Origin of the sequence: Roseibacillus ishigakijimensis (assembly GCF_016595415.1) — a bacterium.
Classification (GTDB): domain Bacteria; phylum Verrucomicrobiota; class Verrucomicrobiia; order Verrucomicrobiales; family Akkermansiaceae; genus Roseibacillus; species Roseibacillus ishigakijimensis.
In genome coordinates, this window is the sequence record NZ_JAENIO010000035.1 from 1 (window position 1) to 23,503 (window position 23,503).

A 23,503-nucleotide genomic window follows, 5' to 3' on the forward strand; every position below is an offset into this window, starting at 1 on the left:
TTGCCAAAGAACCCCAGAACAAGTAATCAATTTTCCCTCATCACCATCGTTTAGCTGAGCCCTCAACTGGCCGAACTTTGGGGTCCACCTCAGTCTCTCCTCGTAGTCAGAAGTTTCATGTCCTAATCAAGTAGAGTCGTTCTCAATAAGGACTCCTGAAAGGGCAACGATTGAGGAAAAATCGCCCTCGGAGATGTCAATTGAGCGCTAAAATTCGACAAAAGAACGGCAGCGATTTTTGGGCGGATGGGGAGGCTGTCGGCCATGTTCTTTTTCAGCTCTAGCCGTGCTTTCAGCCGATCCGCCTTATTTGGCTCAGCGTTGACCGCTACCCTCTCCGCGCAAGATTTTTATGAGGAACCCCAAGACCTTGGGGCAACGACGGTGGTGAGTGAGCAAGCCCCCGCCAGTGATCCGGAGGTGGATACCCGGGTGGCGGCCACGACCAAGCTTTCTGGCAATCTCTTCGAGACTCCCCGTGCCGTCGAGACGGTCACCCGCGAGCAGTTCGAGGAGCGCGGGGCTCGTAATCTGGAGGAGACGCTGAACTACGCCTCAGGGGTGCAAAGTGGCTACTACGGACTCGATACCCGGCAAGACTTTGTGCGCGTGCGGGGTCTGAACTCGACCAATTATAAGGACGGCTTGCGGCATCAGTTCAACTTCTACAACAACACGCCGCAGGAGGCTTTTGCCGTCGAGCAGATCGATGTGGTCAAAGGCCCTGCTTCGGTGCTCTTTGGACAAGGGACGGTCGGCGGAACCGTCAATACCTCCTCTAAAATTGCAGGAGCGGGAGTCGAGAACGAGATCATGGCGGGATACGGAAGTCATGACCGCTACGAGGTGGGCCTCGACTACAACAGCGCCCTCGATGAGGCGGAGACCTTCTTCTTTCGACTGGTGGGCTACTACCGCGATGCCGATACCTACATCGATTATGTCGAGGATGATTCCCGCTTTCTCATGCCGTCATTCACTTGGCAGCCCAGCGAGCAAACCCGACTGTCCTTGTTGTTGAATCTGCAGGAAAACAACAGCACGCCTTCGCTGATGTTCTTCCCTATCGAAGCGACACAAATTCCCGGCTTCACCCTCGATAATGACACTTACGGCGGGGAGCCTTCCATGGACCGCTACGACACCAAGCAGGCGAGCGTGAACGTGCTCTTCGATCACGAGTTCAACGACATTTTCTCTTTCAGTGCCAACGCCCGCTATGTGGCTTCCGAAGCGGAATACGTCGAACACACCTTGGTTCCTCCCGGAATTGGTGCGCTCTTAAGTAATGCCTTGGGTATGCCTCCACTTCCCGCTGGCACCTATCACCGCATTCTTTACGGTGCGGACCACGAGACCGACGTCTTTGCCGGAAATGCGATTTTGAAGGCCGATTTCGCCACGGGGGTGGTCGATCACAATCTTCAGTTTGGAGTCGATTATACCTACGCCGACCGGGATCGTCATACTTTGCCTATTGGTGGAATCCCTGGGTTTGGCGTTCCTTACATTTATTCTGGAATCATTGATCTCACCAATCCCAGCTATGGTGCCTCGGCTTCTCTTCCAGCGCTGAGCGACAACCTCCAAGTGACTGAGAAGATGGTGGGACTCTTCCTTCACGACCAAATTCGTTGGAACAACCTCATTCTTTCCGGAGGGGTTCGTTTCGACGATTACGAGCAAGAGAGCAACAAGACCGAAACCATCGAAATCGAACAATGGAGCTTCGATGGCGGCATTATGTATCAGTTGCCTTACGGAATTTCGCCTTACTACTCCTATGCGGAGTCCTTCGAGCCCCAGGGCGTGAATACCGCCACCAACGAGCCGCTGGATCCCAAGACCGGGAGTCAGCATGAGCTGGGGGTGAAGTGGATGCCCAATAGTGACACCCTCATTACCGCTTCCTACTTTCAAATCGAAGAAGACAATCGGGTGATCGGTAGTGGAGGGCCTGATGTGGAGCAATCCAGTGTCGAGGTCGATGGCGCGGAGTTGGCTTTGCGCCAGCGTTGCGGGGACTTCTATCTGCAGGCTTCCTACACCTATCTCGATACCGCAAACAACGATCGGGCTGGCTCGCCGCAGTTGGCGGGGGTGCCGGAGAACCAGGCCTCGGCTTGGGTTTCCTATCGTCCGGCGGGCACCGGATTCCGCACCGGGCTGGGGGTGCGCTACACCGGGGAGAGTTATGATGGGCTCGATGCAGTTCGCACCAAGTCGCATACTCTGCTCGATGCCATGGTGGGTTACCAGTGGCAGGACTGGGACTTTCAGCTCAATGTCACCAACCTGCTGGACAAGCAGTATGTGCAGACCCATGAGTTCTCGCCCTCCTATGGCTCGACCAATGCGTTTCTTGGCCAGGATCGCTCGGTCAATCTGAGCGCGACCCTGACCTTCTAAGGCCATGGCCCGGTCGTCTCATCCTCCCAAGGTGCGCGGAAAGTGGGGAGCCCTCGTCATCGGGTTGCTTTCCCTTTTCGCCGCCGAGTCCTTCATGATGCTGGCGGTCAGCCCGCTCATGAAGATCGATCCGGGTTTCATCGTCTTGGCGGGTCTCTTCACTCTGCCCCTGTGGGCCACTTTGCTGACCCTGGCCTATACGGTGGACCAGCGGGGACGCTATCTGTCCGGTCTTCTGGCGGTGGGCCTGGGGAGCACGGCACTTCTTCTGATTCTATGAAGGCACAAAAACGCAATCGCTTTTGGCAGTTGCATTCCCTTTTGGGAATTGCCCTGGGTTTGCCTCTCTTCGTGATTTTTTTGGCGGGCTCTTTCGCTTTTTTCGTGCCCGAATCAGTCAATTGGACTCATCCGCAGGCAGGGGGATCGCCCACCCGGCCTGTCTCGCTCAATGAGGCCCACGCCGAGCTGGAGGAGATGTATCCGGGCATTCACCATGTGATTTTCGGTCTTGCGCGCCCGAGTCGACCGGTCACTGACGTGTGGGCGGAAACAGGAAATCACGAGCGTATTCATCTGTGGCTCAATCCCGAAACTGGCCAAATCCAGGAGGCGATTCCGCACGAGAAGGACTATTTTCATTTCCTGGTCGATTTGCATTACTTCGAGTTTCTCCCGCTGGGCCAAGAGGTGGCGGGATTGATTGCGGCTCTTTTCTTTGCCGTCATTTTGACCGGGCTGGTCTATCAATGGCGTTCGCTGAGGGGGGATCTCGATGGCCGCAAATTGTCCTGGCGGAAGAAGAGCCGCTGGAAAAGCTTTCATCGTTTCACCTCCGCAATCACCTTTCCGCTGCAAATTTCCTACGCTCTGACAGGGGCCACGCTGACTTTGGGGCTTCTTTTGGCAGCTCCCGCGATCAGTCTTTTCTTCGATGGGGAGAGCGAAAAGCTGAATGAAGCTCTCTTTCCCGTGCGGGTGATCTTGCCTGAGCGTGAGGTCGCGGGCGAGGGGTTGCCCTTGGATGAAGCCTTGGCCAAGGCGCAGGCTCTTTGGCCTGAGGGGGTCGAGCCCGAGTTCGTCTTTGTCAATGAACCCGAGGAGGAAGGCAGCGAAAAGGGGCAAGCCATCGCCATTCAGGGCGCGACCCAGCGGGTGAGCTTCTTAGGTGAATACGGGGTGAGCTTCGATAGGGAGCTGACGGTTCTCCATCAGCAGACTCCGACCTCACATCTCGCCTCTTCCTTGTTGGAAGCGATTGTGAATCTTCACTTTGGCACCTTCCAGTCTTTGTTCATCAAGTGTGCCTTTGCGGGGGCTGGCTTGTTGATTTCGCTTTCGATTGCCAGTGGTGTTCTCATCCTGCTGCAGCGACGTTGCGAGCAGGAAGCGGATTCGCGGTGGACGGGCTTTCTCAGCGTGCTGACCCCGGCGGTGGTGGGCGGCCTCCCTTTTGCGATCGCGGGGGGCCTGCTGGCTTGTCAGCTGGCCCCGGACCTTCCCTTGCCGGTTTTTGCGATCTGCTGGGGGGTAGCGCTTGGGATTTCCTTCTGGAAAAAGAGCGATCTGCGTTGGCTGGGGTGGGGGACGCTGGTGTTGTTTCTCCTTCTCCCCCTTGCTTTCGCCTTTGCCCAAGGGCAGACTCCCTTCCCTTGGGAAAGTATGGGAGATCGGATGATTGCCCTCTTCAATGGTGCTGCCTGGCTGTTGGCGGCCGGGTATTTCCTGTTGCTTCGGAAGCTTTCTCCCTCTGACAACCGTTGAGGAAGAGGTCCACCGTTTCAGCGATGATGGCAGCGCGTTCTTCCTCGTCTGGGGGGGGCGTGAGGTGGGTGAGCACGGGCCAGAAGGCGAACTCCAGCAGCATGGCGATGAAGCGGCGACCCGCAGCCCGGGGATCGGAAAACTGGAGGGCTCCAGCCTCTTGCGCTTCGCTCATCCAGCGGCCCACGCCGTTGGTTCCGAGGCGGAGCTTGGCAAATTGCGTGGGGGCCAGCTCGGGATTGCGGATGCGGGTCGGCAGGGTGACCCGGGCCATGGTGAGAAATTCCTCCGAAGCCAGCAGGTCAAGCTGACGGCAAGCCAGTTCGGTCAACTGGGCCTCCACCGGACGACTGCGATCGTAGGTGACCTCGGCTGCTTGTTCCACCACTTCACAGACCCGCTCGGCAATGGTGTGGAAGAGGGCTTCCTTGTTGTCGAAGTGATTGTAAATGGTGCGTTTCGAGACCTGGGCCCGCGCCGCGATCCCGTTCATGGTCGCGGCATTGAAGCCCGCCGCATTGAACTCGTAAATGGCCGCCTCGATGATGGCGGCCCGTTTCTTCTCACGCAAAGTGACAGCCATGGCCCTCTTCTCTGCCATGTTTCCGCTCTTTTGTAAAAAGTAAACTTTAGGGTTTACTTGTTGGTGAGGGAAAAGTAAACCCGGCGGTGCAAACTTGCCTCTTGGCGTTTCGGTGCAGGAGCGATAAGACTTGAATTGAAAAATTTCGTGATGAATTTTTTACTTTTTCCTAGAACGCGCTTTCCGGTCATTCCCGCCGGGGTGGGAGCTGCCTTTTCCTTGCTCGTTGCTTGTGCCACCGTGGGTCCGGAGTATCGCGCACCGGAGGCCTCAGTGTCCGGGCATTTTCGTTGGGAAGAGAGTAAGAATGGCCGCCCCGCCGCCCGGCGCGAGAACTGGTGGACGGTCTTCGGGGAAAGTGAGCTGAACCGGCTCATCGCGCAGGTGCGGAGCCAGAATCACGACCTGAAGGCCGGTCTCAAGCGCCTGGAGCAGGCGAGAGCGCTCATCGGGGTCACCCGGGCCGGTGGACGGGCCCAGGTGGGAACCGCGCCGAATTTTTCCCGCCAGCGCACCTCGGAGGAAATGCTCCAGCCGAGTGTGACCTCGAATGCCTACACGCTGCCTCTCACTCTCGATTGGGAGCTGGACCTCTACGGACGCATCCGGCGTCAGGTCGAGGCGGCGGAGGCGGATGCCCGGGGCGCGGCTGAAGACCTCAATGCCCTGCGTCTCTCGCTCGAGGCGGAGGCAGCTTCCCGCTACTTCACCCTGCGTGCCCTGGACGAGGAAATTGCCATCGTGGCCGAGGGGGTGGAGACGCGCAAGGGCTCTCTCCAGCTGGCCAAGGATCGCAATGAACTGGGGGTGGTCAGTGAACTCGACGTCGCGCAAGCGCGCAACTTGCTGGCCTCGAGTGAGGCGGACCTCGAAGCGCTCAAAAGCCAGCGGGCGGGACAAGAGGCCGCACTGGCCGTCCTGGCGGGTCAACCGGCCAGCTCCTTCCGCCTGGCCAGCGCGCCCCTGCAGGGTGGCCCGCCTGCGGTGCCCGCCGGAGTGCCCTCCGAGCTGCTGCGGGCACGACCCGACCTGCGCCGGGCGGAACGTCTGCTGGCGGCTGAAAATGCCCGCGTGGGGGTGGCGGTGAGCGCGTTCTATCCTTCCCTCTCTCTGAGTGGAAACTTCGGTCTCCAGTCTCTTGATATCGAGCATTTGTTCACCAATGGAGCCCGCTTTTGGGCCATCAGCCCCGAAGTTTATCTTCCCATTATGCAGGGAGGGCGTTTGGAGGCCAATTTGCAACAGGCCCAGGCTCGCTACGAGGAGGTGCTGGAGAATTACCAGCAGACTGTCTTGGAGGCCATTGCCGAGGTCGAAACCGCCCTCGCCGCCCGCAAGTTTTACGCGGGACAGACTGAGGCCCTGGAGCGCTCCACTTCGGCGGCGGAGCGGGCTCGCGAGATTGCCAACGCGCAGTATGAGGGCGGAATTGCCAACTATCTGAGCGTGCTCGATGCCGAGCGCACCGCCCTCAATGCCCGCCGCCAGCAAGCCGTGCTGCGTGGGGTCCATTTCGTCAATACCGTCACCCTCATCCGCTCCTTGGGCGGGCGCTGGTAGTCCTTCATTCTCTTTCCTTTATTCTTAACATCCACAACTGTTGCCATGAGATCGCCCCTTCTGATTTCCTCCCTCTTCCTCTGTTTTTTGCCTTCCTGCCATCAGGAGGAAGAAGCTCCTGCCGCGCCCCAACGTCCTCCTGCGGTGGTCCAATTCGTCCATCCCGTGCAAAAAGAGATCACCGCTTGGGATGAATACACCGGGCGGCTGGAGGCGGTGAACGAGGTGGAAGTGCGGGCCCGGGTCAGTGGTCTCTTGGAGCGGGTCAATTTTACCGACGGCCAGTTGGTGGAAGAAGGGGACTTGCTCTTCACCATTGACCGCGAGCCCTTCGAGGCGGAGTTGGCCGCGGCGCAGGCGGACTTGGCCCAAGCGGAGACCGAGCGGGATCTGGCGCGCTCCAACTACCAGCGTGGCCAGGCCCTCCTGGAGCGCAATGCCATCGCGGCCGAGGACGTCGAGGTGCGCAAGGGCACCTTTGCGGGTGCGGAGGCCCGCGTGCAGGCGCAGCGGGCCCGGGTGCGCATTGCCCAGCTGAACCTGGAATACACCGAGGTCCGCTCGCCCATCACCGGACGCACCGCCGACCGCTTTGTCTCTGCTGGCAACCTGATCAGCGGAGGGACCGCCCAGTCCACTCTCCTCACGACCATCGTGACGGTGGATCCCATCTATTGCCGCATCGAGGCCGATGAAGCCTCGGTGCTGAAATACATGCGGCTTAACCTGGCGGGCAAACGGGAGTCTGCGCGGGAAGGGGGGCTGGAAATCCAGATGGGGCTGGGAGATGACGAAGGTTTTCCCCGAGTGGGCCGCATCGACTTCGTTAACAACGCCTTCGACACCGGCACTGCCACGATGCGAGCCCGGGCCGTTTTCGACAATGACGATGGTTTTCTGACCCCGGGGATGTTCGCCCGCGTGCGTCTGCCCGGCCGCGGGGAATACACCGCAATGCTGGTTCCGGAGATCGCGGTGCAGACCCAACAGAGCTTCACCTCCTTGCTCACGGTGGGAGAGGGCGAGGTGGTGGAAGTCACTCCCGTGACCCTGGGCCCCTTGCAAGGTGAGATGCGGGTGGTGGAAGGGGAGCTCGACACGGAGACCCGGGTCATCGTTTCCGGAATCACCCAAGCCCGCCCCGGAGCACCGGTGCAGGCCGAAAGGGCCCCCGCGGAATCCGGGGAAGCCGAGTCCCACTAAGTCCTCAGGCGAGGTTCATTCCCAACTATTGTCATGAAGTTTCCCCAGTTTTTCATCACCCGCCCCATTTTTGCGATGGTTCTCTCCATCGTGGTCATGATCGTGGGTGCGATCTCTTATTTTGGTCTCCCGGTGGCCCAGTATCCCGAGATTGCTCCGCCCACCATCCAGGTCACCGCCTCCTATCCCGGCGCGAGTCCGGATGTCTTGGCCGATACCGTGGCTGCGCCCCTCGAGCAGGAGATCAACGGTGTCGAGAACATGCTCTACATGACTTCGCAGAGCACGAGTAATGGCGCGGTCTCTCTCACCATCACCTTTGCCCAAGGCACGGACGTGGACCAGGCGCAGGTGCTGGTGCAGAACCGGGTGGCGCGCGCCGAGGCCAAATTACCGGAAATCGTGCGGCGCTCCGGGGTGGTGACCGAGAAGGCCAGCCCCGATCTGCTCCTAGTGGCCCACCTCATCTCCGAGGATGGCAAGCTGGACCAACTTTTCGTGGGGAACTATGGCTTTCTCCGCGTCCGGGACGAGCTGCTGAGGCTCAATGGGGTGGGGAACGTCACGGTCTTTGGGGCGGCGGAATACAGCATGCGGGTCTGGCTGGATCCGCAAAAGTTGGCCGCCCGCCAGCTCACCACCACCGATGTGCTCAATGCCCTCGGGGAGCAGAACGTGCAGGTGGCCGCCGGCACCATTGGCCAGCAACCCATGCAGGGCACCAATGCGTTCCAAATGAACGTTCTCGCCCAAGGCCGCTTGAAAACGGCTGAGGAATTTGGCGAAATCATCGTCAAGACCGGGAGCGAAGGGCAGATCGTCCACCTCAATGACGTGGCCCGCATCGAGCTGGGCTCGCAGGACTATGGCCGGGAGAGTTATCTCGATGGTCAGCCTGCCATCGGCATCGGGGTGACCCAGAAGCCGGGTTCCAATGCCCTGGAGACGGCGGAAGAGGTCAAGGAGACCCTGGAGCGGCTCTCCAAGGACTTTCCCGCCGGGCTCGGACACACCATCGTTTACAATCCCACCATCTTTGTGGAGGAGTCGATTAATTCCGTCTACCACACCCTTATCGAGGCCATCATCCTCGTGGTGCTGGTGGTGCTGGTTTTCCTGCAAAACTGGCGGGCTTCCCTCATTCCCTTGCTGGCCATTCCGGTGTCGCTCATCGGGGCCATGGCCGTGATGGCGGGCCTGGATTTCTCGCTCAATAACCTCACGCTTTTCGGCATGGTTCTCGCCATCGGGATTGTGGTCGATGATGCCATCGTGGTGGTGGAAGGGGTGGAGCGGCATTTGGAAGAAGGCAAGGGGCCTATCGAGGCCACTCAAATCGCGATGAAAGAAGTGAGTGGTGCTCTGGTCGCCATCGCCCTTGTGCTCAGTGCGGTCTTCATTCCCACCGCATTCATCACCGGCATTTCCGGGCAGTTCTACAAGCAATTCGCGATCACCATTGCAGCGGCCACGCTCTTCTCGGCTTTCGTCTCCCTGACCTTGAGTCCCGCCATGTGCGCTCTCCTTCTGCGCGGTCCGGAGGCCAAGAAAGACGGGTTCCAACGCCTGCTTGATTTCCTGTTCGGTTGGTTTTTCCGCCTCTTCAACAAGCTCTTCAACTCCCTGTCGCGGGGCTACGGCGGCTTTATCCGGCGCATCACGCGACTGTCCCTGCTCTTTCTCCTGCTCTATGCCGCCCTCCTCGCGGCGGGGGGCTGGGTTTTCCAGAAGGTGCCCGGCGGCTTCATTCCTGATCAGGATCAGGGCTATCTGATTCTTTCCGTGCAATTGCCCGACGCCGCTTCCCTGACCCGGACCCGCGAGGTGGTGATGGAAGCTGCCGAACTCGCCCGCGAGATTGATGGCATCGCCCATACGGTGGAAATCGCGGGATTCTCCGGGGCTACCCGGGCCATCGCACCCAATGCCGGCGCAATCTTCGTCATTCTCGATTCCTTTGAAGAGCGCTCGCATCATGGCAGAACGGCCAGCGAGATCTCGGCGGATCTGCAGGCCGCGCTCGCGCAGGTCACCGAGTCCACCAATGTCGTGATCGCCCCTCCACCGGTGCGGGGAATCGGAACCGGCGGCGGCTTTAAGCTCATGCTGCAGGACCAGCGCGGGGGCACTTACGACGAGCTCCAGGCCGTGGCAGGAGAATTGGTCGGCAAGCTCAATCAGGATCCGGCGGTGGGCTTTGCCTACACCACCTTCAGCGCCACCACACCGCAGTTCTACGCCGATATCGACCGGGAGAAGGCCAAGACCCTGCAAGTGCCGATGTCCAATATTTTCCAGACTCTGCAGACCTTCCTGGGCTCTTCCTACGTGAATGATTTCAATCAGTTTGGCCGCACCTACCGGGTCATTGCGCAGGCGGAGGAGAGCTATCGCGATGATGCCGATGATGTGCGCTTGCTGACGACTCGCAGCGAGACTGGCGCGATTGTGCCCTTGGGCTCCCTCCTGGAGATGGAGCGCATCACCGGACCCGACCGGGTGGTCCGGCACAATCTCTACCCCTCCGCCGAGGTTGCGGGCCAGGCCGCGCCCGGTTTCAGCTCGGGGGAGGCGCTCCTGGCCGTGGAGCAACTGGCCGCCGACTTGCCACCAGGCTACAGCTTCGAGTGGGTCGATATTTCCTACCAGGAACGGGCGGCCGGAAACACCGCCGGTCTGGTCTTCGCGCTCGCCGTGGTCTTCGTCTTTCTTCTTCTTTCCGCCCAATATGAGAGCTGGGGGTTGCCTCTGTCGGTGATTATGATTGTGCCCATGTGCATCGTAGGGGGGATCACCGGGGTTCTCCTGCGCGGGATGGACAACAATATCCTGACCCAGATTGGCTTCGTGGTCCTCATCGGTCTGGCGGCCAAGAACGCCATTCTCATTGTCGAGTTTGCCCGTCAGTTGGAGGACGAGGGGAAGGACCGCTTCGCTGCGGCGGTGGAGGCTTGCAAACTGCGCTTGCGCCCCATCCTGATGACTTCATTCGCCTTCATTCTGGGCGTGGTGCCTCTGGTCATCGCGCACGGGCCGGGCTTCGAGATGCGGCAGGTGCTTGGGACCACCGTTTTTTCCGGAATGCTGGGAGTGACGCTTTTCGGTCTCATCTTCACCCCGGTCTTCTATGTCCTCATCCGGGGCATTGGCGCGAGAGGTCGGGAGAAGGCGAGCGAATAAAGGCATTTTGCGTCAGAGTCTTGGCCTTTTCTCTGCAACGGCCACTTTTTAGGAATGGAGGCCAAAGGAACGGGCTTCCCCGTGCGTAAGGGAGAGGCATGAGACGATTGACTGGAATCTTGCTGGGAGCTCTCGCCTTGACCACGAGCTTGGAAGCGCGCACCTGGACGGCGGTGGATGGGCGCACTTTGGAAGGGGAGTATCTCCGCGCTGAAGGTGAGGAGGCGGTGTGGGTCGAGGTCGGCGGGCGTGAGGTCCGTATCGCTCTGAGTCAGCTTAGCGAAGGGGATCGGGAATTTGTGGCCTCCAAACGGGAAGAAGCGCAGTCTGCCAGTCTCACCCTTTTTGGTCAAAAGTTGACGCCCGGCAAGGCGGTCGAAGTGACCACCGGGCTCCCCGAAGAAGTGCAAAGAGAGCTGCGGGACAACAAGCTGCCCCCGACCCAAGCCAAGGTGAAAGTTCATCTGCCCGAGAACTTTGATCCGGCCCAACCGCAGAAGGTCTTCTGGCCAGTGGGAGGAATCAATAACGAGAAAGAGCGCTTGAGCGGCAATCTAAGCCGTTTCAGTGCCTGTGGCGAGGCCATCCGGCGAGGCTGGATCGTCATTGCCGCCGATACCGAGCATGGCAATCCCCGCGAAACAACCATCAAAATTCAGGAGGGAGATGCCGCCTTCCATGCCTTCGTTATCGCCGAGCTGGCCAGCATCTGGCCCGACTTCCTCTCTTGGAAGCACGCTTGCGGCGGGCACTCCAGTGGAGCCAAGGGCAGCTTTTTCCGCTTGGGCCACCTCGGCGAGGCTGGCTGTCAAGTGACCGGTATTTTCCTCAGCGGGTGCAATCAGGCCTTCGGAAAGGAGTCGCTCGACGAGTCCGGAGCCCGCAAGTCGGCCTTCAAGACCACCAAAGCGTTCATCAGCTCGGGCGATGCAGACAACTTGGTCGACGATGATGACCGCGAAGAGCTGGTCGATGGGGTGGGGGATATGGGAATCCGGGCGGTCCGCGACGAGGTCTTCTCCGGGGGGCACTCAATCAATAACAGCCATTTCGAAGCCGCCTTGAAGTGGTTTGAAGAGGGGGCTGAGTAGGGCGAGATTTGGAGGCGTTATTGAGACTCGTTCTCAGTGTCACAATTTGTTTCAAAAAGCTGTTGCGCGAAGGTCTGAAAGGGATTTAGACCGTCCCCGCAGCGCGCCAAATCATCCGGTTTTCGGGCTGCCGCGGACTTTGTGAAATTTTTCACAAAGTTGGCTTGTGAAACTTTTCACAATCTCCTAACCTCACCCCGCCCATGGCGAACTTCTTTCCTCGTTGGTCCAATTTTACACCACTCAAGCTTGCGATTTGCCTGGGGGCAATCGGCTTCGGAGTGACATTCATCTTCGCGGTCTATGCTGGGCCGTCGTCTCAAAGGGTCGGCTACCAACCCACCCAACCCATCCCTTACAGTCACGATATTCACGTGAATCAGTTGGGGCTCGACTGTCGCTATTGTCACAGTTTTGTGGAGCATGGCGCGCAGGCGAACGTTCCTTCTGCGAACGTCTGTTGGAATTGTCACGGTCCTAATAAGGTCAAGTCCGATAGCCCCATGCTGGATCCGCTCTACGCGGCCATGGGAGTGGATCGGTCGGGTCAGGAAACCGGAGCGCCCAAGCAACCCTTGGAATGGGTGCGGGTCCACAAGGCTCCTGACTATGTTTTCTTCAACCACTCGGCACACGTGAATCGTGGTGTTTCTTGTCAGAGCTGTCACGGAGACGTTGATGAGATGAAGGTGGTTCATCATGACCAGTCGCTGACCATGGGTTGGTGTTTGGATTGTCACCGCGCCCCCGAGGAGCACCTTCGCCCGATTGAGGAGGTGACCAATCTCGACTACGACGTGGAGAAGTATTTGAAGGCCAATCCTATTAAGGATGCGGAGGGCAATGCCATTGAGACTCAGACGGAATTCGGAAAATTCCTCGCTGCTCACTGGAATGTGAAGCCCAAGGAGAGTTGTGCCACCTGTCACCGATAAAAAAAGATTTCGTCTGAGATGAGTAAACGTGTTTGGAATCATCCCGAAGTGCCGGCTGACGAGCTCGCTACGCGAGTTTGGCGCAGTCCCGGCGAGCTGGAAGGCAGTCCCTTGTTCCAGGATTACCTCGATCGCGAATTCCCCGAGAAGAGCGGCGAGCTGACCGAGGAAGAGCGCGAGCTTTCCCGCCGGAATTTCGTCAAGCTGATGGGGGCCTCCTCCGCGCTGGCTGGTCTCGGTCTCGCTTCTTGCCGCCGTCCGGAAACCTACATCGTGCCTTACACCGAGGCTCCCGAGTGGGTCATCCCGGGCAAGGCTCTTTATTATGCCTCCGCCATGCCCCGTCCTTCGGGCGCGGTGCCTTTGGTGGTGACCACCTTCGAGGGTCGCCCCACCAAGCTGGAGCCCAATACTGAATGTCCTGATTCCGATGGCACCGATGCCTTCGTGCAGGCCTCCATTCTCAATCTCTACGATCCCTTCCGTTCCAAGGATGTCCTCAAGAACGGCAAAAAATCGTCCCGTCAGGAATTCGATGCCGCTCTCGTCGAGTTGGCCAAGAATCCTGGTAAAATTGGTTTTGTCTTCGGCGAAGACGACAGCCCGACCCGCAATCGCTTGGTGGGTGAACTGAAGAAGAAGTTCGCGGGTGCTCAAGTCTACCGCTATGAAGCACTGGAAAGCGGAAACCCGCAGCAGGCTCTCGGTGAGGGTGTCAAAGCGGTGGTCGATTTTTCCAAGGCTGATCGGATTCTTTCCTTTGATTGCGATTTCACCGAGCTCGACCATGTGGGAGCGGTGAAGCCCTTCTTTGATCGCCGTCAGGGTGGTTCCCACGACAAGGACAAGCTCTACGCTCACGAAATCGACCCGAAAAAGATGAATCGTCTTTATCAGGTCGAAGCCGCTTACTCTCTCACTGGCGGTATCGCGGATCACCGTCTCCGCACCGCACCCAGCCAAATCATCAAGATGGCCGCTGCCGTTGCGGCTGCCCTTGGCGTGGCCGGGGTGAGCGAACCCGCCGGACTTTCCGACGAAGAAAAGCAGTGGGTGAAAGCCTGTGCCGCCGATCTGCAAGCCCACGAAGGGAAATCCGCCGTTCTCGCGGGCTCCCGCCACTCGGTGGCGCTTCATCAATTGGTGGCCGCCATCAACAAGCGTCTTCGCAACCTCGGTGCGGACAAGCCCGTCAAGCTGGTGCAGACCGGGGGTCAGGGGTATGGCGATTTGGCCAAACTCGCTCAGGACCTCGATTCCGGGGCGATTGAGACCGTGGTCTTGCTGACTCCGGCGAATCCCGTTTACGACACTCCCGCCGATCTCGATTTCAAAGCGCTGCTGGCCAAGGCCAAGACCTCCCTTCATTGGGGCTTGCGCACGGACGCCACCGCCTACGCCGCGACTTGGCACCTTCCCGCCGCCCACTATCTTGAGAGCTGGGGGGACAGCAAAACGGCCACGGGTCATCATGCTCTCTTGCAACCTCTCATCCTGCCACTCTACGACGGAGTAGGGGAGTTGGAGTTGCTCAATGCCTTCCTCAACGAAGGTGAGCTGAAGCTGGGCGATGAGAAAACGCCTTCCGCTGGCTACGATGAAGTCCGCAAAACTTTCGATGCCGCCTTCGGTAAAGAGCTTTCCACTTGGAGCCAAGCGCTGCAAATGGGCTTCGCCGAGGCCAGCTACGAAGAAGCGACGTTGGGCAATGTTTCCCCCGATTTGGGTGAAGCGGTCAACGCTTCCGCACCGACTCAGGATTCTCTCGATGTTATCTTCGCTTCCGATGCCTCGGTTTGGGATGGCCGCTATATCGACAATTCCTGGTTGCAAGAAGCGCCCGACCCAATTTCCAAGCTCACTTGGGACAACGTTGCTTACGTTTCACCCAAGACCGCCAAAGCTCTCGGTATTTCCGACAAGCTGGTCGAGCTGGAGCCCGTCAACAATGTCGCGGGCGTCATGACCAAGAATGCCCCCCGGCCCGAAATTGGGGAAGGGGAGAAGGCCCGCGCCCACATGGTCGATGTGACCTTGGGAGACAAGACCCTCAAGATTCCCGTCCTCGTTTCCTTTGGTTTGGCTGAAAACACCATCGTTTTGCCGGTGGGTTACGGTCAGGCTGCCGACGACGACCGCTTCTCGGCCCTCAAGTTCAGCAAGTCCAAGCCCACCGTCGGTCTCGTCGGGGTCAATAGTGGCTTCAACGTCTATCCTTTGCGCACGGCGGAAACGTCCTTCCTCGCTCGCGGCGCGAAAGTCGCCAACAACACCGGGCGCTACCCGGTCGCCTTGACTCAGGAGCACCACGCCATGTATGGCCGCGCGCTGGCCCGCGAAATCTCCACCAATCCGGTGGAATTCCACGGTCACGAAGCCGATTACAAGGAGCAGCTCAAGAAGGTCAAGAAGCAGGGCATGGACTCCCACATGCCCCCCAACAAGTCCATCTACAAGCCGAACGACGACAAGGGCCAGCCCTTGATGTCGGATAAGATTCACCAGTGGGCGATGGCGATTGACCTCAATGTCTGCACGGGCTGCAACGCCTGTCTGGTTGCCTGTCAGGCTGAGAACAACATTCCGGTAGTCGGTAAGGAGCAAGTGGCCAAAGGCCGCGAAATGCACTGGATCCGCATGGACCGCTACTATGCCGCCGCTCCCGATGGCAATGAAGACAATCCGGAAATGATTCCTCAGCCGGTCGCCTGTGTGCAGTGCGAATTGGCTCCATGCGAAACGGTTTGTCCCGTCAATGCGACCGTCCACACTGAGGAAGGCCTCAATGCCATGGCTTACAACCGCTGTATCGGCACTCGTTATTGCGCGAACAACTGCCCGTATAAGGCCCGTCGCTTCAACTTCTTCGACTACAACAAGCGCAATCCTCTCGTGCCCAAGAACCTTTACAAAGGACCTCTGGGCGAGAAGCAAGTGGGTGATTCCCGTCACCTCCAGCGCAACCCGAACGTGTCCGTGCGGATGCGGGGGGTCATGGAGAAGTGCACCTACTGTGTGCAACGCCTCGAGGACGCCAAGATCAAGCGCAAGCAGATCACTCGCAAGAAGGCCCTCGGCGTGGCTTCCACCAGCGAACAAGCTTCCGTTTCCAACGAAGATCTCCGCATCAAGGTTGATTCGGTCAAGGTCGCTTGCCAGTCGGCATGCTCCGCCAACGCCATCACCTTCGGCAACAAGCTCGATGGCGACAAGTCATCGATGGTGCGGGCCAAGAATTCCAAGCGGAATTACGACCTTTTGAACTACATCGGCACCCTGCCTCGCACCAGTTACCTGGCACGGGTGAAGAACCCCAACGACAAGATGCCCGACGCGAAAAGCATCGGCCGGGCCACCATTAACATTCACTAAAGGGCAGCATGGCGGAAGCAACAGTCAGTAAAGAATCTTCAGCGAAAAGAGAGGGGCCCAAGTTGCCCGTGCTCGAACGCGAGAAGTTGATCCTCAACAAGCGATCCTACAATTGGATCACGGAGCGAATCTGTGGAGTGGTGGAGAATCCCCAGCCTGCGCTGTGGTGGTTGCTCTTCATTCCCAGCGCCATCATTGCCGCCCTCGGGGTCGGGGGTGGTCTTTTCCACCTGGTCTCCACCGGGGTCGGGGTGTGGGGGAATACCAACCGCGCGATGTGGGGTTGGCCCATCGTGAACTTCGTTTTCTGGATTGGTATCGGTCACGCGGGAACGCTGATTTCCGCCATTCTCTTCCTGACCCGTCAAAACTGGCGGACTTCCATTAACCGGGCGGCGGAAGCAATGACCATTTTTGCGGTCTGCTGCGCGGGTATTTTCCCCGCCTTCCACGTGGGCCGGGTCTGGATGGCCTGGTTCCTGGCGCCCATTCCCAATCCCAATGCCATTTGGCAGAACTTCAAGTCGCCTCTCCTCTGGGACGTGTTTGCGGTCTCCACTTACTTCACCATATCCTTGATCTTCTGGTATCTCGGCATGGTGCCCGATTTGGCCACCATCCGCGACCGGGCGACGGGTAAGGTGCGCAAGCTCCTCTACGGAATCTTTAGCCTCGGCTGGCGCGGCTCCAACCGCCACTGGTCTCACTACGAGATGGCTTATCTCCTCCTGGCCGCTCTTTCCACTCCGCTGGTGCTTTCGGTGCACTCCGTGGTCTCCTTCGACTTCGCGACCTCGGTGGTTCCCGGCTGGCACACCACCATTTTCCCGCCCTACTTCGTGGCTGGCGCCATTTTCGGTGGCTTCGCGATGGTGCTCACCATCATGATTCCCGCCCGCTACATCTACGGCCTCAATGACCTCATCACCATGAAGCACGTGGACAACATGGCGAAGATCATTCTCCTCACCGGATCTATCGTGGGCTACGCCTACCTCATGGAGCTCTTCATGGCCTTTTACGGAGCGGCCAAGTATGAGATGGAGGCTTTCAAATTCCGTATCGCGGGACCTTACAACTGGGCCTACTTCACCATGATGGCCTGCAACGTGATTTCTCCCCAGCTCTTCTGGTGGAAAAAGTGCCGTGAGAACCTCTGGGTTGTGATGGCTGTTTGTATGGCGGTGAACATCGGCATGTGGTTCGAGCGCTTCGTGATTATCGTCACCACTCTTTCCCGCATGTGGTTGCCCGGTGATTGGAAATACTATTACCCCAGCGGCCAGGATATTTTCCTCTTCGTTGGCACCATCGGCATGTTCCTCACTCTCTTCCTTCTCTTCCTCCGCTTCCTGCCCTGCATCAACATCGCCGAGGTGAAGTGGACCAAGGAAGAAAGCGACCCGCACTTCGAGGATAAAGAAGAGCATGTTGACGAAGGCGTGGAAGTGATTCCGGCCTATCAAATGGAAATCGAAAATGGGGAGGCAAAAGTCTGATGAGCACCACGGTTAAACGAGTTTACGGTTACTTGGCAGAGTTCGAGAGTGCCTCGAAACTCTACAAGGCAGCGGAAAAAGTCCGCGACGCGGGTTTCGAGAAGTGGGACTGCCACTCTCCCTATCCCATCCACGGTTTGGATGATGCCATGGGAATCAAGCGTTCAGTTCTTCCCTACTTCGTCTTCTTCGGCGGATTGACGGGATTCCTGACCGCCATCACGCTGGCCTATGTCACCCAGGTAGAGATCTACCCCACCGTGGTGCAGGGCAAGCCCGCCAACTTTTTCACCATTCCGGCGTTCTTCCCGGTGATGTTCGAGTTGACGGTTCTTTTCTCCGGTTTCACCACCCTCTTCGGACTTCTGGGTCTCATGCAGCTTCCGCGCTTGAATCACCCCCTGTTCGCCAGCAAGCAATTCGCCCGCGCGACTGACGATGGTTTCTTCATCTCCATCGAAGCCCGCGACCCCAAGTTCTCGGCTGAGGGCACCAAAAATCTCCTGAATGAAATTGGCGGAGCCAATATTGAACTCGTTGAAGACGAAAACTAAGCGCACATCATGCTCAAATATTTCTTCATAGTTTACGCGTTCGTCGCCTTGGCGGTCGTGGGAATCTTCGGGATTCCCGGCACCAAGTTCGAGCGTCCTCCTTTCCGCCTCTTTCCCGATATGGATGAGCAGGACAAGTTGAAGGGCCAGCAGGCCAGCGACTTTTTCGCCGACGGCCGGGGTGCCCGATTACCCGCGCCTGGCACCATCCCCAATTCCGGGGATAATGGCGAGTTCTCCGTTGAATTCGGCGAAGGCCGCACGGGTTACTACTACACCGGCCACTTGGAAGGCTACTACGGCACCGGCATGCCCGAGGAGTTGGCTCTGACCGCTGACAACGCGGCTGCCTTCCTCGCTCGCGGTGAAGAACGCTACGGAATTTACTGCGCCATCTGCCATGGCGAATCCGGTGACGGCGAGGGTGTCGTCAAGCAACTCGGACTCTCCACCGTGCGGAACCTGCACGATACCGGAGCCGCTGGCTTTGATGCCGAAAATTATCCCGATGGCCGCCTGTTCGAGGTCATCTCCAAAGGCAAAGGCCAAATGGGTGCCTATGGCATGAATATTCCGGTCGAAGACCGTTGGGCCATCGTGGCCTTTGTGCGGGCGCTGCAAGAAGCGCGTGAAGTTTCTAAAGAAGAATTGGCTCAGAAAGAGGAGGGACAGTAATGGGACATCGAGTAACATCCGCCGATATACCGGTTGACGGCGAACAATTGCCAAAAAGTAAAGTGCAACTCCCGATGCTCGTTACGGGCGGAGTGGCTGCCGTAGGACTCATCGCAAGCGCGATTTTCCTCTGGCTGGGACCAGAAACCATGCGAGGCAATTACAGCTTCTCCTGGCTCTTTGCGACCTTCTATTTCTTCACCATCGCTCTTGGTGGCTGCTTTTGGACTCTTTTGCATAACGTGTCCAACTCAGGGTGGGGGACTTCCGTCCGCCGCTTGATGGAGAACGTGGGCTTTGTTTTCCCCTTCATCTTTGTTTTTGCCCTTCCTTTGCTGTTCCCGCCTGTGCAGGCATTCCTCTTTGAGTGGATGACCGAGCACAAGACGGCGATCGAGTATGCCCAGGAGCACAACCTGCCGGAGCAAACCGCCGTTGCCGGTCTCAAAGCCCGCCAAGCCGTTCACGATGGCATGCTGGTGGACAAGAGCTGGTATCTCAGCCTCGGTTTCTGGCACCTCCGCTTCGTGGTCTTTTTCCTTGGCCTCGGTTTTGTCATCTGGAAGCTGCGCAAGCTCTCCGTGGACCAGGACACTTGTCCCGCTCCCGGCACCAAGCGCCTGTTTGCAGCGCGCGCCATGTCTTCTTGGGGAATCGCGGTCTTCGCCGTCACTCTGACCTTTATCGCGGTCGATTGGGTCATGGGACTCGACTTCACCTGGTTCTCCACCATGTGGGGGGTCTACGTCTTCGCTGGCTCGGCTCTCAATTCCATGGTTGTCATCCTCATCACCAGCATCCTGCTGCGTAAGGCGGGATTCCTGAAGAAGGTTGTCACCAAGGAGCATGACCACCTGATGGGTAAGCTCATCTTCGCCTTCACTATCTTCTGGGCTTACATTTCCTTCTCCCAGTTCTTCCTCTACTGGTATGCCAACGTCACCGAAGAGGCCCGCTACTTCATCCTGCGGAATACTGAAAATTGGAACATCCTCAGCTATGTCCTCGTTTTCGGTCACTTCGGCGCTCCCTTCCTCATGCTGTTGCGTTCGGATTGGAAAAAGAGCCACACTTTCATGCTCGTGATTGGTTTTTACCTCTTGGGAATGCACTTCCTCGATGTCTATCACATGATCATCCCCGAGCGTGGTCCTTCCGTTGGAAACATCATTGACCATGAACCGCAGCTCTGGATGCCCTTTGCCTGGATCGGTGACCTCATTGCCTTCGTCATCGTCGGATGCGGCTTTGTCTTCTTCTTCCTGCGTAACTTGACCTCGGCCGCGCTCTATCCGAATCGCGACCCTCGAATCCTCGAATCTGCTAACGTTCACAACTAATGTCCGCCCCGACCGATACTCCATTAAAGCGTTTCACCGCCTTTTGGGTGACCCTGGGAGCCTTCCTGCTCTTCGGAATCATCGCTCTCATTTTTGCTCCCATGAGCAATAGTGACGACGCCACCGCAGCCGATGAAGCCGGTGCCGCGCGCCGTCAGGCTGTTCGCGAAGCAGTCGATGCGGCCCAGGCTGAGAAGCTCGCCTTCGTCGAAGGAGAAGAGACGGCCCAAGTGCCCCCTTCACGCATTTTCGCGCAAGTGGGAGCCAAACTCGCTGCCAGCAAGCCCGCAGCGGTCAAAACTGAAGCCCAGAAAGTCGCCCCTGCCAACCAGAACGCGGAAGAGGATTCTTCTGCTGACGAAGAGACCGAAACCACAGAATCTTCCGACCAATAAGTCATGTCTGCCACTGCCCAGAATTCCGATCCCAAGGACGCCAAGTTGCGTGCCGATATCGACCGCTCTTTGCGGCACCCCGTGATGTTTTTCTTCACGAGCGGAGCCCTCTGGTTGCTCGTCACGGTCTTGCTTGGATTTGCCGCCTCCTTCAAAAGCCATTCGCCCGACTTTCTTGGTGATGCGGCTTGGGCGACCACCGGTCGTCTTTCTCTCGCCCATGAGAACGTCTTTATCTACGGCTGGGCCTGCCAGGCGGCCTTCGGGGCCATCATTTGGCTTATGTCCCGCCTCTGCCGGAAGGAGTGTCGCAATGGCATTCTTATTCTCCTTGCCGGTCACGTCTGGAACTTCGCGGTGACCTTCGGGCTCATCGGGATCCTCGGTGGCGCGAGCAGTGGGGTCACGTGGATGGCCTTCCCGACCTTCCTCTGGCCGGTATTCTTTGTCGCTTACCTCTGCATCACCATCTGGTCGGTGATTCAGTTCCAGGTCCGCGAAGCCGGACACGTCTATGTCTCACAGTGGTATCTCCTTGCCGCTCTCATCGCTTTTCCCTGGATTTTCCTGAGCTCACACCTCTTCGTCTTCGTCTTTGACGGCCATCCTCTTATGAAGGCCGCCGTCTCGGAGTGGTATCGTTCCGGTTTGGTCTTCCTTTTCTTTGCTCCCGTGGGCATTGCTTCCGCTTACTACCTCGCTCCCAAGGTGACCGGGCGCCCCGTGCACAGCTACCACCTCGCCATGTTCGGCTTCTGGTCCCTGATGGTCATCGCTCCATGGGCGGGCTTCCAGAAGTTGGCTGGAGCTCCCATTCCGCGCTTCTTGCCTTACGTCGGCGCTGCCGCGACCGTTCTTTTCCTCATTCCTGCCTTGGCCGTTGCGGTGAACATTCTCCGCACCATCCTCGACGATGAAAGTGGAGCCGCTTCCCACAGCCCCTCCCTTCGCTTCACGATTGGTGGAATGGTTGGCATGCTCATTCTCGGCTTCCTCGGCCTGGTGCTCAATATGAGCGGGATTCTTGCCGCGACCCAATTCAGCCTCACTGGATACGGTCTCGATATTCTCGCGCTCTATGGCTTCTTCAGCATGTGTGCCTTCGGCCTCATCTACTTTGTCGTGCCTCGGGTCACCCGTCGCGAGTGGTTGTCCAAGCGATTCATCACCAGCCATTTTTACCTCTCCCTTTATGGAGTAGCGGCCGTGGTTCTCTTCTCTGTGATTGGTGGCTGGTTCCAAGGGGGAGCGCAAAATGATGCCGATGCTCCTTGGGCGGACGCGGCCACCTTTGGCCGGGCCTACGCGGTGGGCACAACCATGGCATGGCTCTTCATTTCGCTTGCCAACATCATTTTCCTTTCCCACCTCCTTCTCATGTGGGCGCGACTGGGTCGTCGCAGCACCCATCCCACCTTGCTCGACCATGGGCACCACACCGTTTCTCCCCACGGCCCGGAAGGAGACATCGAAGAAATCCAAGCAGCTAAGGCATAAATGAAGTTCAAAGCATTTCTAGGCGGCCTCACCGTGGCCTTCGGTCTTCCCTGGGTTCTTGCAGTCGCAATTCCCTACGGCAAAATGGCAAATCTCGAGCCCGTTCGATTCGATGAAAACGTCGATGGCTTCGAGGGAGTCTACGAGTTCAAGCGCAGTGGTCGCACCGATGGGGCCGGCATCTATGCCGCCAACGGTTGTGCCCTCTGTCACACCCAGTTGATTCGACCCAGCTTCGCCGGAACCGACATGTATCGGGAGGATTGGGCGGGCATTCCGGCCGACCCCTCCAATGGCATCGAGGATAGCCGCCGGGAGACTAATCCCTACGACTTTGCCGGGGAGAAATTCGCCTACATCGGCCAGTCCCGAGTTGGACCCGATTTGAGCAATGTGGCCATTCGCGCTGCCAAGCGGGGTCAAGCCGAAGGAATCACCGCCAAGCAGTGGTTGCTCGAGCACCTCTACAACCCGCGCAATTACGACTACCAGTCGGTTTGTCCTTCCGTTTCCTTCCTCTTCGAGGGGAGTGCCGACAAGCCCAAGTCTGACGCCAAAGCCTTGGCCGATTACCTCCTTTCCATGCGGAAAGACAATGTTATTCCCAAGTCCCTCAATCCCCGCGAATACTAAGCACTTTTTCTCCTGAACCATGTCTGACCAAGACCCCAACGCGCGGCTCCGGCCCGATCTCGACGAAGATACAAATGTGGGCGAGACCCATGCGGTCTTCGAAGGTGCCACCGCCGCCACCATCCGCGAGCGCCGTCTCCACGAGAACGGCATGGAACCCGTTCCTCTTTGGCTCTTCCTCTTTGCAGGCCTGGCCCTGCTGGTCGGAGGCGTTGTTCTCGCCAGCGGTGGCCGCTTATTCGACTACGGCCAGGACAGTATGTGGGCCAATGAGTGGATCCCGGCGGCGGCTAAAGACGACGGCCCTCCCACCGAAGGGGAGATTCTTCCTTTCTTCATCAGCCAGGGTGCCAAGACTTACGGCAAATGCGCCGGTTGTCACGGGGCCGATGGTGCTGGCGATGGTGCCAACTACCCGCCTCTCGCGGGTTCCGAGTGGGTCACGGGCGAGAACACCGAGGCTCTGGGTCTGATCATTCTCAATGGTTTGACCGGTCCCATCGAGGTGGCTGGCAAGACTTGGAACAGCGTCATGCCGGCACAAGGTCCGCTTTCCGCCAAGGAGTTGGCTACTCTGATGACTTATCTCCGCAGTGGCCTCAACGAAGTGGGCGACATCGTTTCCGTGGTGCAAGCTGAGGAGCTCATTGCCCTCTACGAAGAGCGTGGCGCGGGTAGCCCGGTCACCGCGAGCGAACTGCAAAGCAGTCACATGAAAATGGTCGCCGGAGATTCGGTCGATCCGACAACCGTTATTGATTTTGAAACCTACGAGCCCGTCGGCAGTGCCGGTGGCAACTAACCCCATTCTAT

General features: G+C 58.4%; 18 protein-coding genes. 17 read left to right on the forward strand and 1 reads right to left on the reverse strand.

The genetic code is table 11. The features are described 5' to 3' along the window. Positions 1 to 321: 321 nt before the first annotated feature. From JIN78_RS12520 to JIN78_RS12530, 3 genes are read left to right on the forward strand one after another with little or no spacing between them, the layout of a single operon-like run. On the forward strand, positions 322 to 2,409 hold the full coding sequence (locus JIN78_RS12520; protein ID WP_200392318.1) for a TonB-dependent siderophore receptor: 2,088 nt from the start codon (positions 322 to 324) through the stop codon (positions 2,407 to 2,409). Positions 2,410 to 2,413: 4 nt separating this feature from the next. Next, entirely contained in the window at positions 2,414 to 2,689 is a 276-nt protein-coding gene (locus JIN78_RS12525; RefSeq protein WP_200392319.1) for a hypothetical protein, read from the forward strand. Beyond that, positions 2,686 to 4,173, forward strand: a complete 1,488-nt coding sequence (locus JIN78_RS12530) for a PepSY-associated TM helix domain-containing protein (RefSeq protein ID WP_200392320.1) — start codon at positions 2,686 to 2,688, stop codon at positions 4,171 to 4,173. Before JIN78_RS12525 ends, JIN78_RS12530 begins: the two co-directional genes overlap by 4 nt. On the opposite strand, the gene JIN78_RS12535 is transcribed toward JIN78_RS12530, so the two are convergent. Continuing rightward, positions 4,097 to 4,756: a TetR/AcrR family transcriptional regulator gene (locus JIN78_RS12535; RefSeq protein ID WP_200392321.1), complete on the reverse strand. Its 660-nt coding sequence runs from the start codon at positions 4,754 to 4,756 to the stop codon at positions 4,097 to 4,099. The two genes, JIN78_RS12530 and JIN78_RS12535, sit on opposite strands and share 77 nt — an antisense overlap. A 150-nt stretch (positions 4,757 to 4,906) precedes the next feature. Between JIN78_RS12535 and JIN78_RS12540 the strand changes: the two genes are divergently transcribed. The 14 genes from JIN78_RS12540 (at position 4,907) to JIN78_RS12605 (ending at position 23,492) form a co-directional block, all read left to right on the forward strand. Then, positions 4,907 to 6,316, forward strand: a complete 1,410-nt coding sequence (locus JIN78_RS12540; RefSeq protein ID WP_200392322.1) for an efflux transporter outer membrane subunit — start codon at positions 4,907 to 4,909, stop codon at positions 6,314 to 6,316. Between the two features lie 45 nt (positions 6,317 to 6,361). Then, positions 6,362 to 7,519 carry an efflux RND transporter periplasmic adaptor subunit gene (locus JIN78_RS12545; RefSeq protein ID WP_200392323.1) on the forward strand — a complete coding sequence of 386 codons (1,158 nt, stop codon included), beginning with the start codon at positions 6,362 to 6,364 and terminating at the stop codon, positions 7,517 to 7,519. A 33-nt stretch (positions 7,520 to 7,552) separates the two neighbouring features. After that, a complete protein-coding gene (locus JIN78_RS12550) occupies positions 7,553 to 10,699 on the forward strand; it encodes an efflux RND transporter permease subunit (protein ID WP_200392324.1) in 3,147 nt (1,048 codons plus the stop codon). A 98-nt stretch (positions 10,700 to 10,797) separates the two neighbouring features. Beyond that, a complete protein-coding gene (locus JIN78_RS12555) occupies positions 10,798 to 11,790 on the forward strand; it encodes a hypothetical protein (RefSeq protein ID WP_200392325.1) in 993 nt (330 codons plus the stop codon). Positions 11,791 to 11,993: 203 nt separating this feature from the next. Next, on the forward strand, positions 11,994 to 12,725 hold the full coding sequence (locus JIN78_RS12560) for a cytochrome c3 family protein (protein WP_200392326.1): 732 nt from the start codon (positions 11,994 to 11,996) through the stop codon (positions 12,723 to 12,725). Positions 12,726 to 12,743: 18 nt separating this feature from the next. Further along, complete coding sequence (locus JIN78_RS12565) at positions 12,744 to 16,097, forward strand: TAT-variant-translocated molybdopterin oxidoreductase (RefSeq protein ID WP_200392327.1); 3,354 nt, start codon at positions 12,744 to 12,746, stop codon at positions 16,095 to 16,097. 8 nt (positions 16,098 to 16,105) lie between these two features. Beyond that, positions 16,106 to 17,596, forward strand: coding sequence for an NrfD/PsrC family molybdoenzyme membrane anchor subunit (nrfD, locus tag JIN78_RS12570; protein WP_200392328.1), 1,491 nt, complete (start codon positions 16,106 to 16,108; stop codon positions 17,594 to 17,596). Beyond that, the gene (locus JIN78_RS12575) at positions 17,596 to 18,150 is read left to right on the forward strand and encodes a DUF3341 domain-containing protein (protein ID WP_200392329.1); all 555 of its coding nucleotides are present in this window, start codon (positions 17,596 to 17,598) and stop codon (positions 18,148 to 18,150) included. The genes nrfD and JIN78_RS12575 overlap by 1 nt, the downstream gene beginning before the upstream one ends. A 9-nt stretch (positions 18,151 to 18,159) precedes the next feature. Continuing rightward, positions 18,160 to 18,825: a c-type cytochrome gene (locus JIN78_RS12580; protein ID WP_200392330.1), complete on the forward strand. Its 666-nt coding sequence runs from the start codon at positions 18,160 to 18,162 to the stop codon at positions 18,823 to 18,825. A 62-nt stretch (positions 18,826 to 18,887) separates the two neighbouring features. Then, entirely contained in the window at positions 18,888 to 20,165 is a 1,278-nt protein-coding gene (locus tag JIN78_RS12585) for a hypothetical protein (RefSeq protein ID WP_200392331.1), read from the forward strand. Then, positions 20,165 to 20,560 (forward strand): hypothetical protein, encoded by a 396-nt coding sequence (locus JIN78_RS12590; protein ID WP_200392332.1) that lies wholly within the window; start codon positions 20,165 to 20,167, stop codon positions 20,558 to 20,560. The genes JIN78_RS12585 and JIN78_RS12590 overlap by 1 nt, the downstream gene beginning before the upstream one ends. 3 nt (positions 20,561 to 20,563) lie before the next feature. Continuing rightward, positions 20,564 to 22,057, forward strand: coding sequence for a cbb3-type cytochrome c oxidase subunit I (locus tag JIN78_RS12595; RefSeq protein WP_200392333.1), 1,494 nt, complete (start codon positions 20,564 to 20,566; stop codon positions 22,055 to 22,057). Next, entirely contained in the window at positions 22,058 to 22,690 is a 633-nt protein-coding gene (locus tag JIN78_RS12600; protein WP_200392334.1) for a cytochrome c family protein, read from the forward strand. Positions 22,691 to 22,709: 19 nt separating this feature from the next. Next, positions 22,710 to 23,492, forward strand: coding sequence for a c-type cytochrome (locus JIN78_RS12605; RefSeq protein WP_200392335.1), 783 nt, complete (start codon positions 22,710 to 22,712; stop codon positions 23,490 to 23,492). The last annotated feature ends 11 nt before the right edge of the window (positions 23,493 to 23,503 follow it).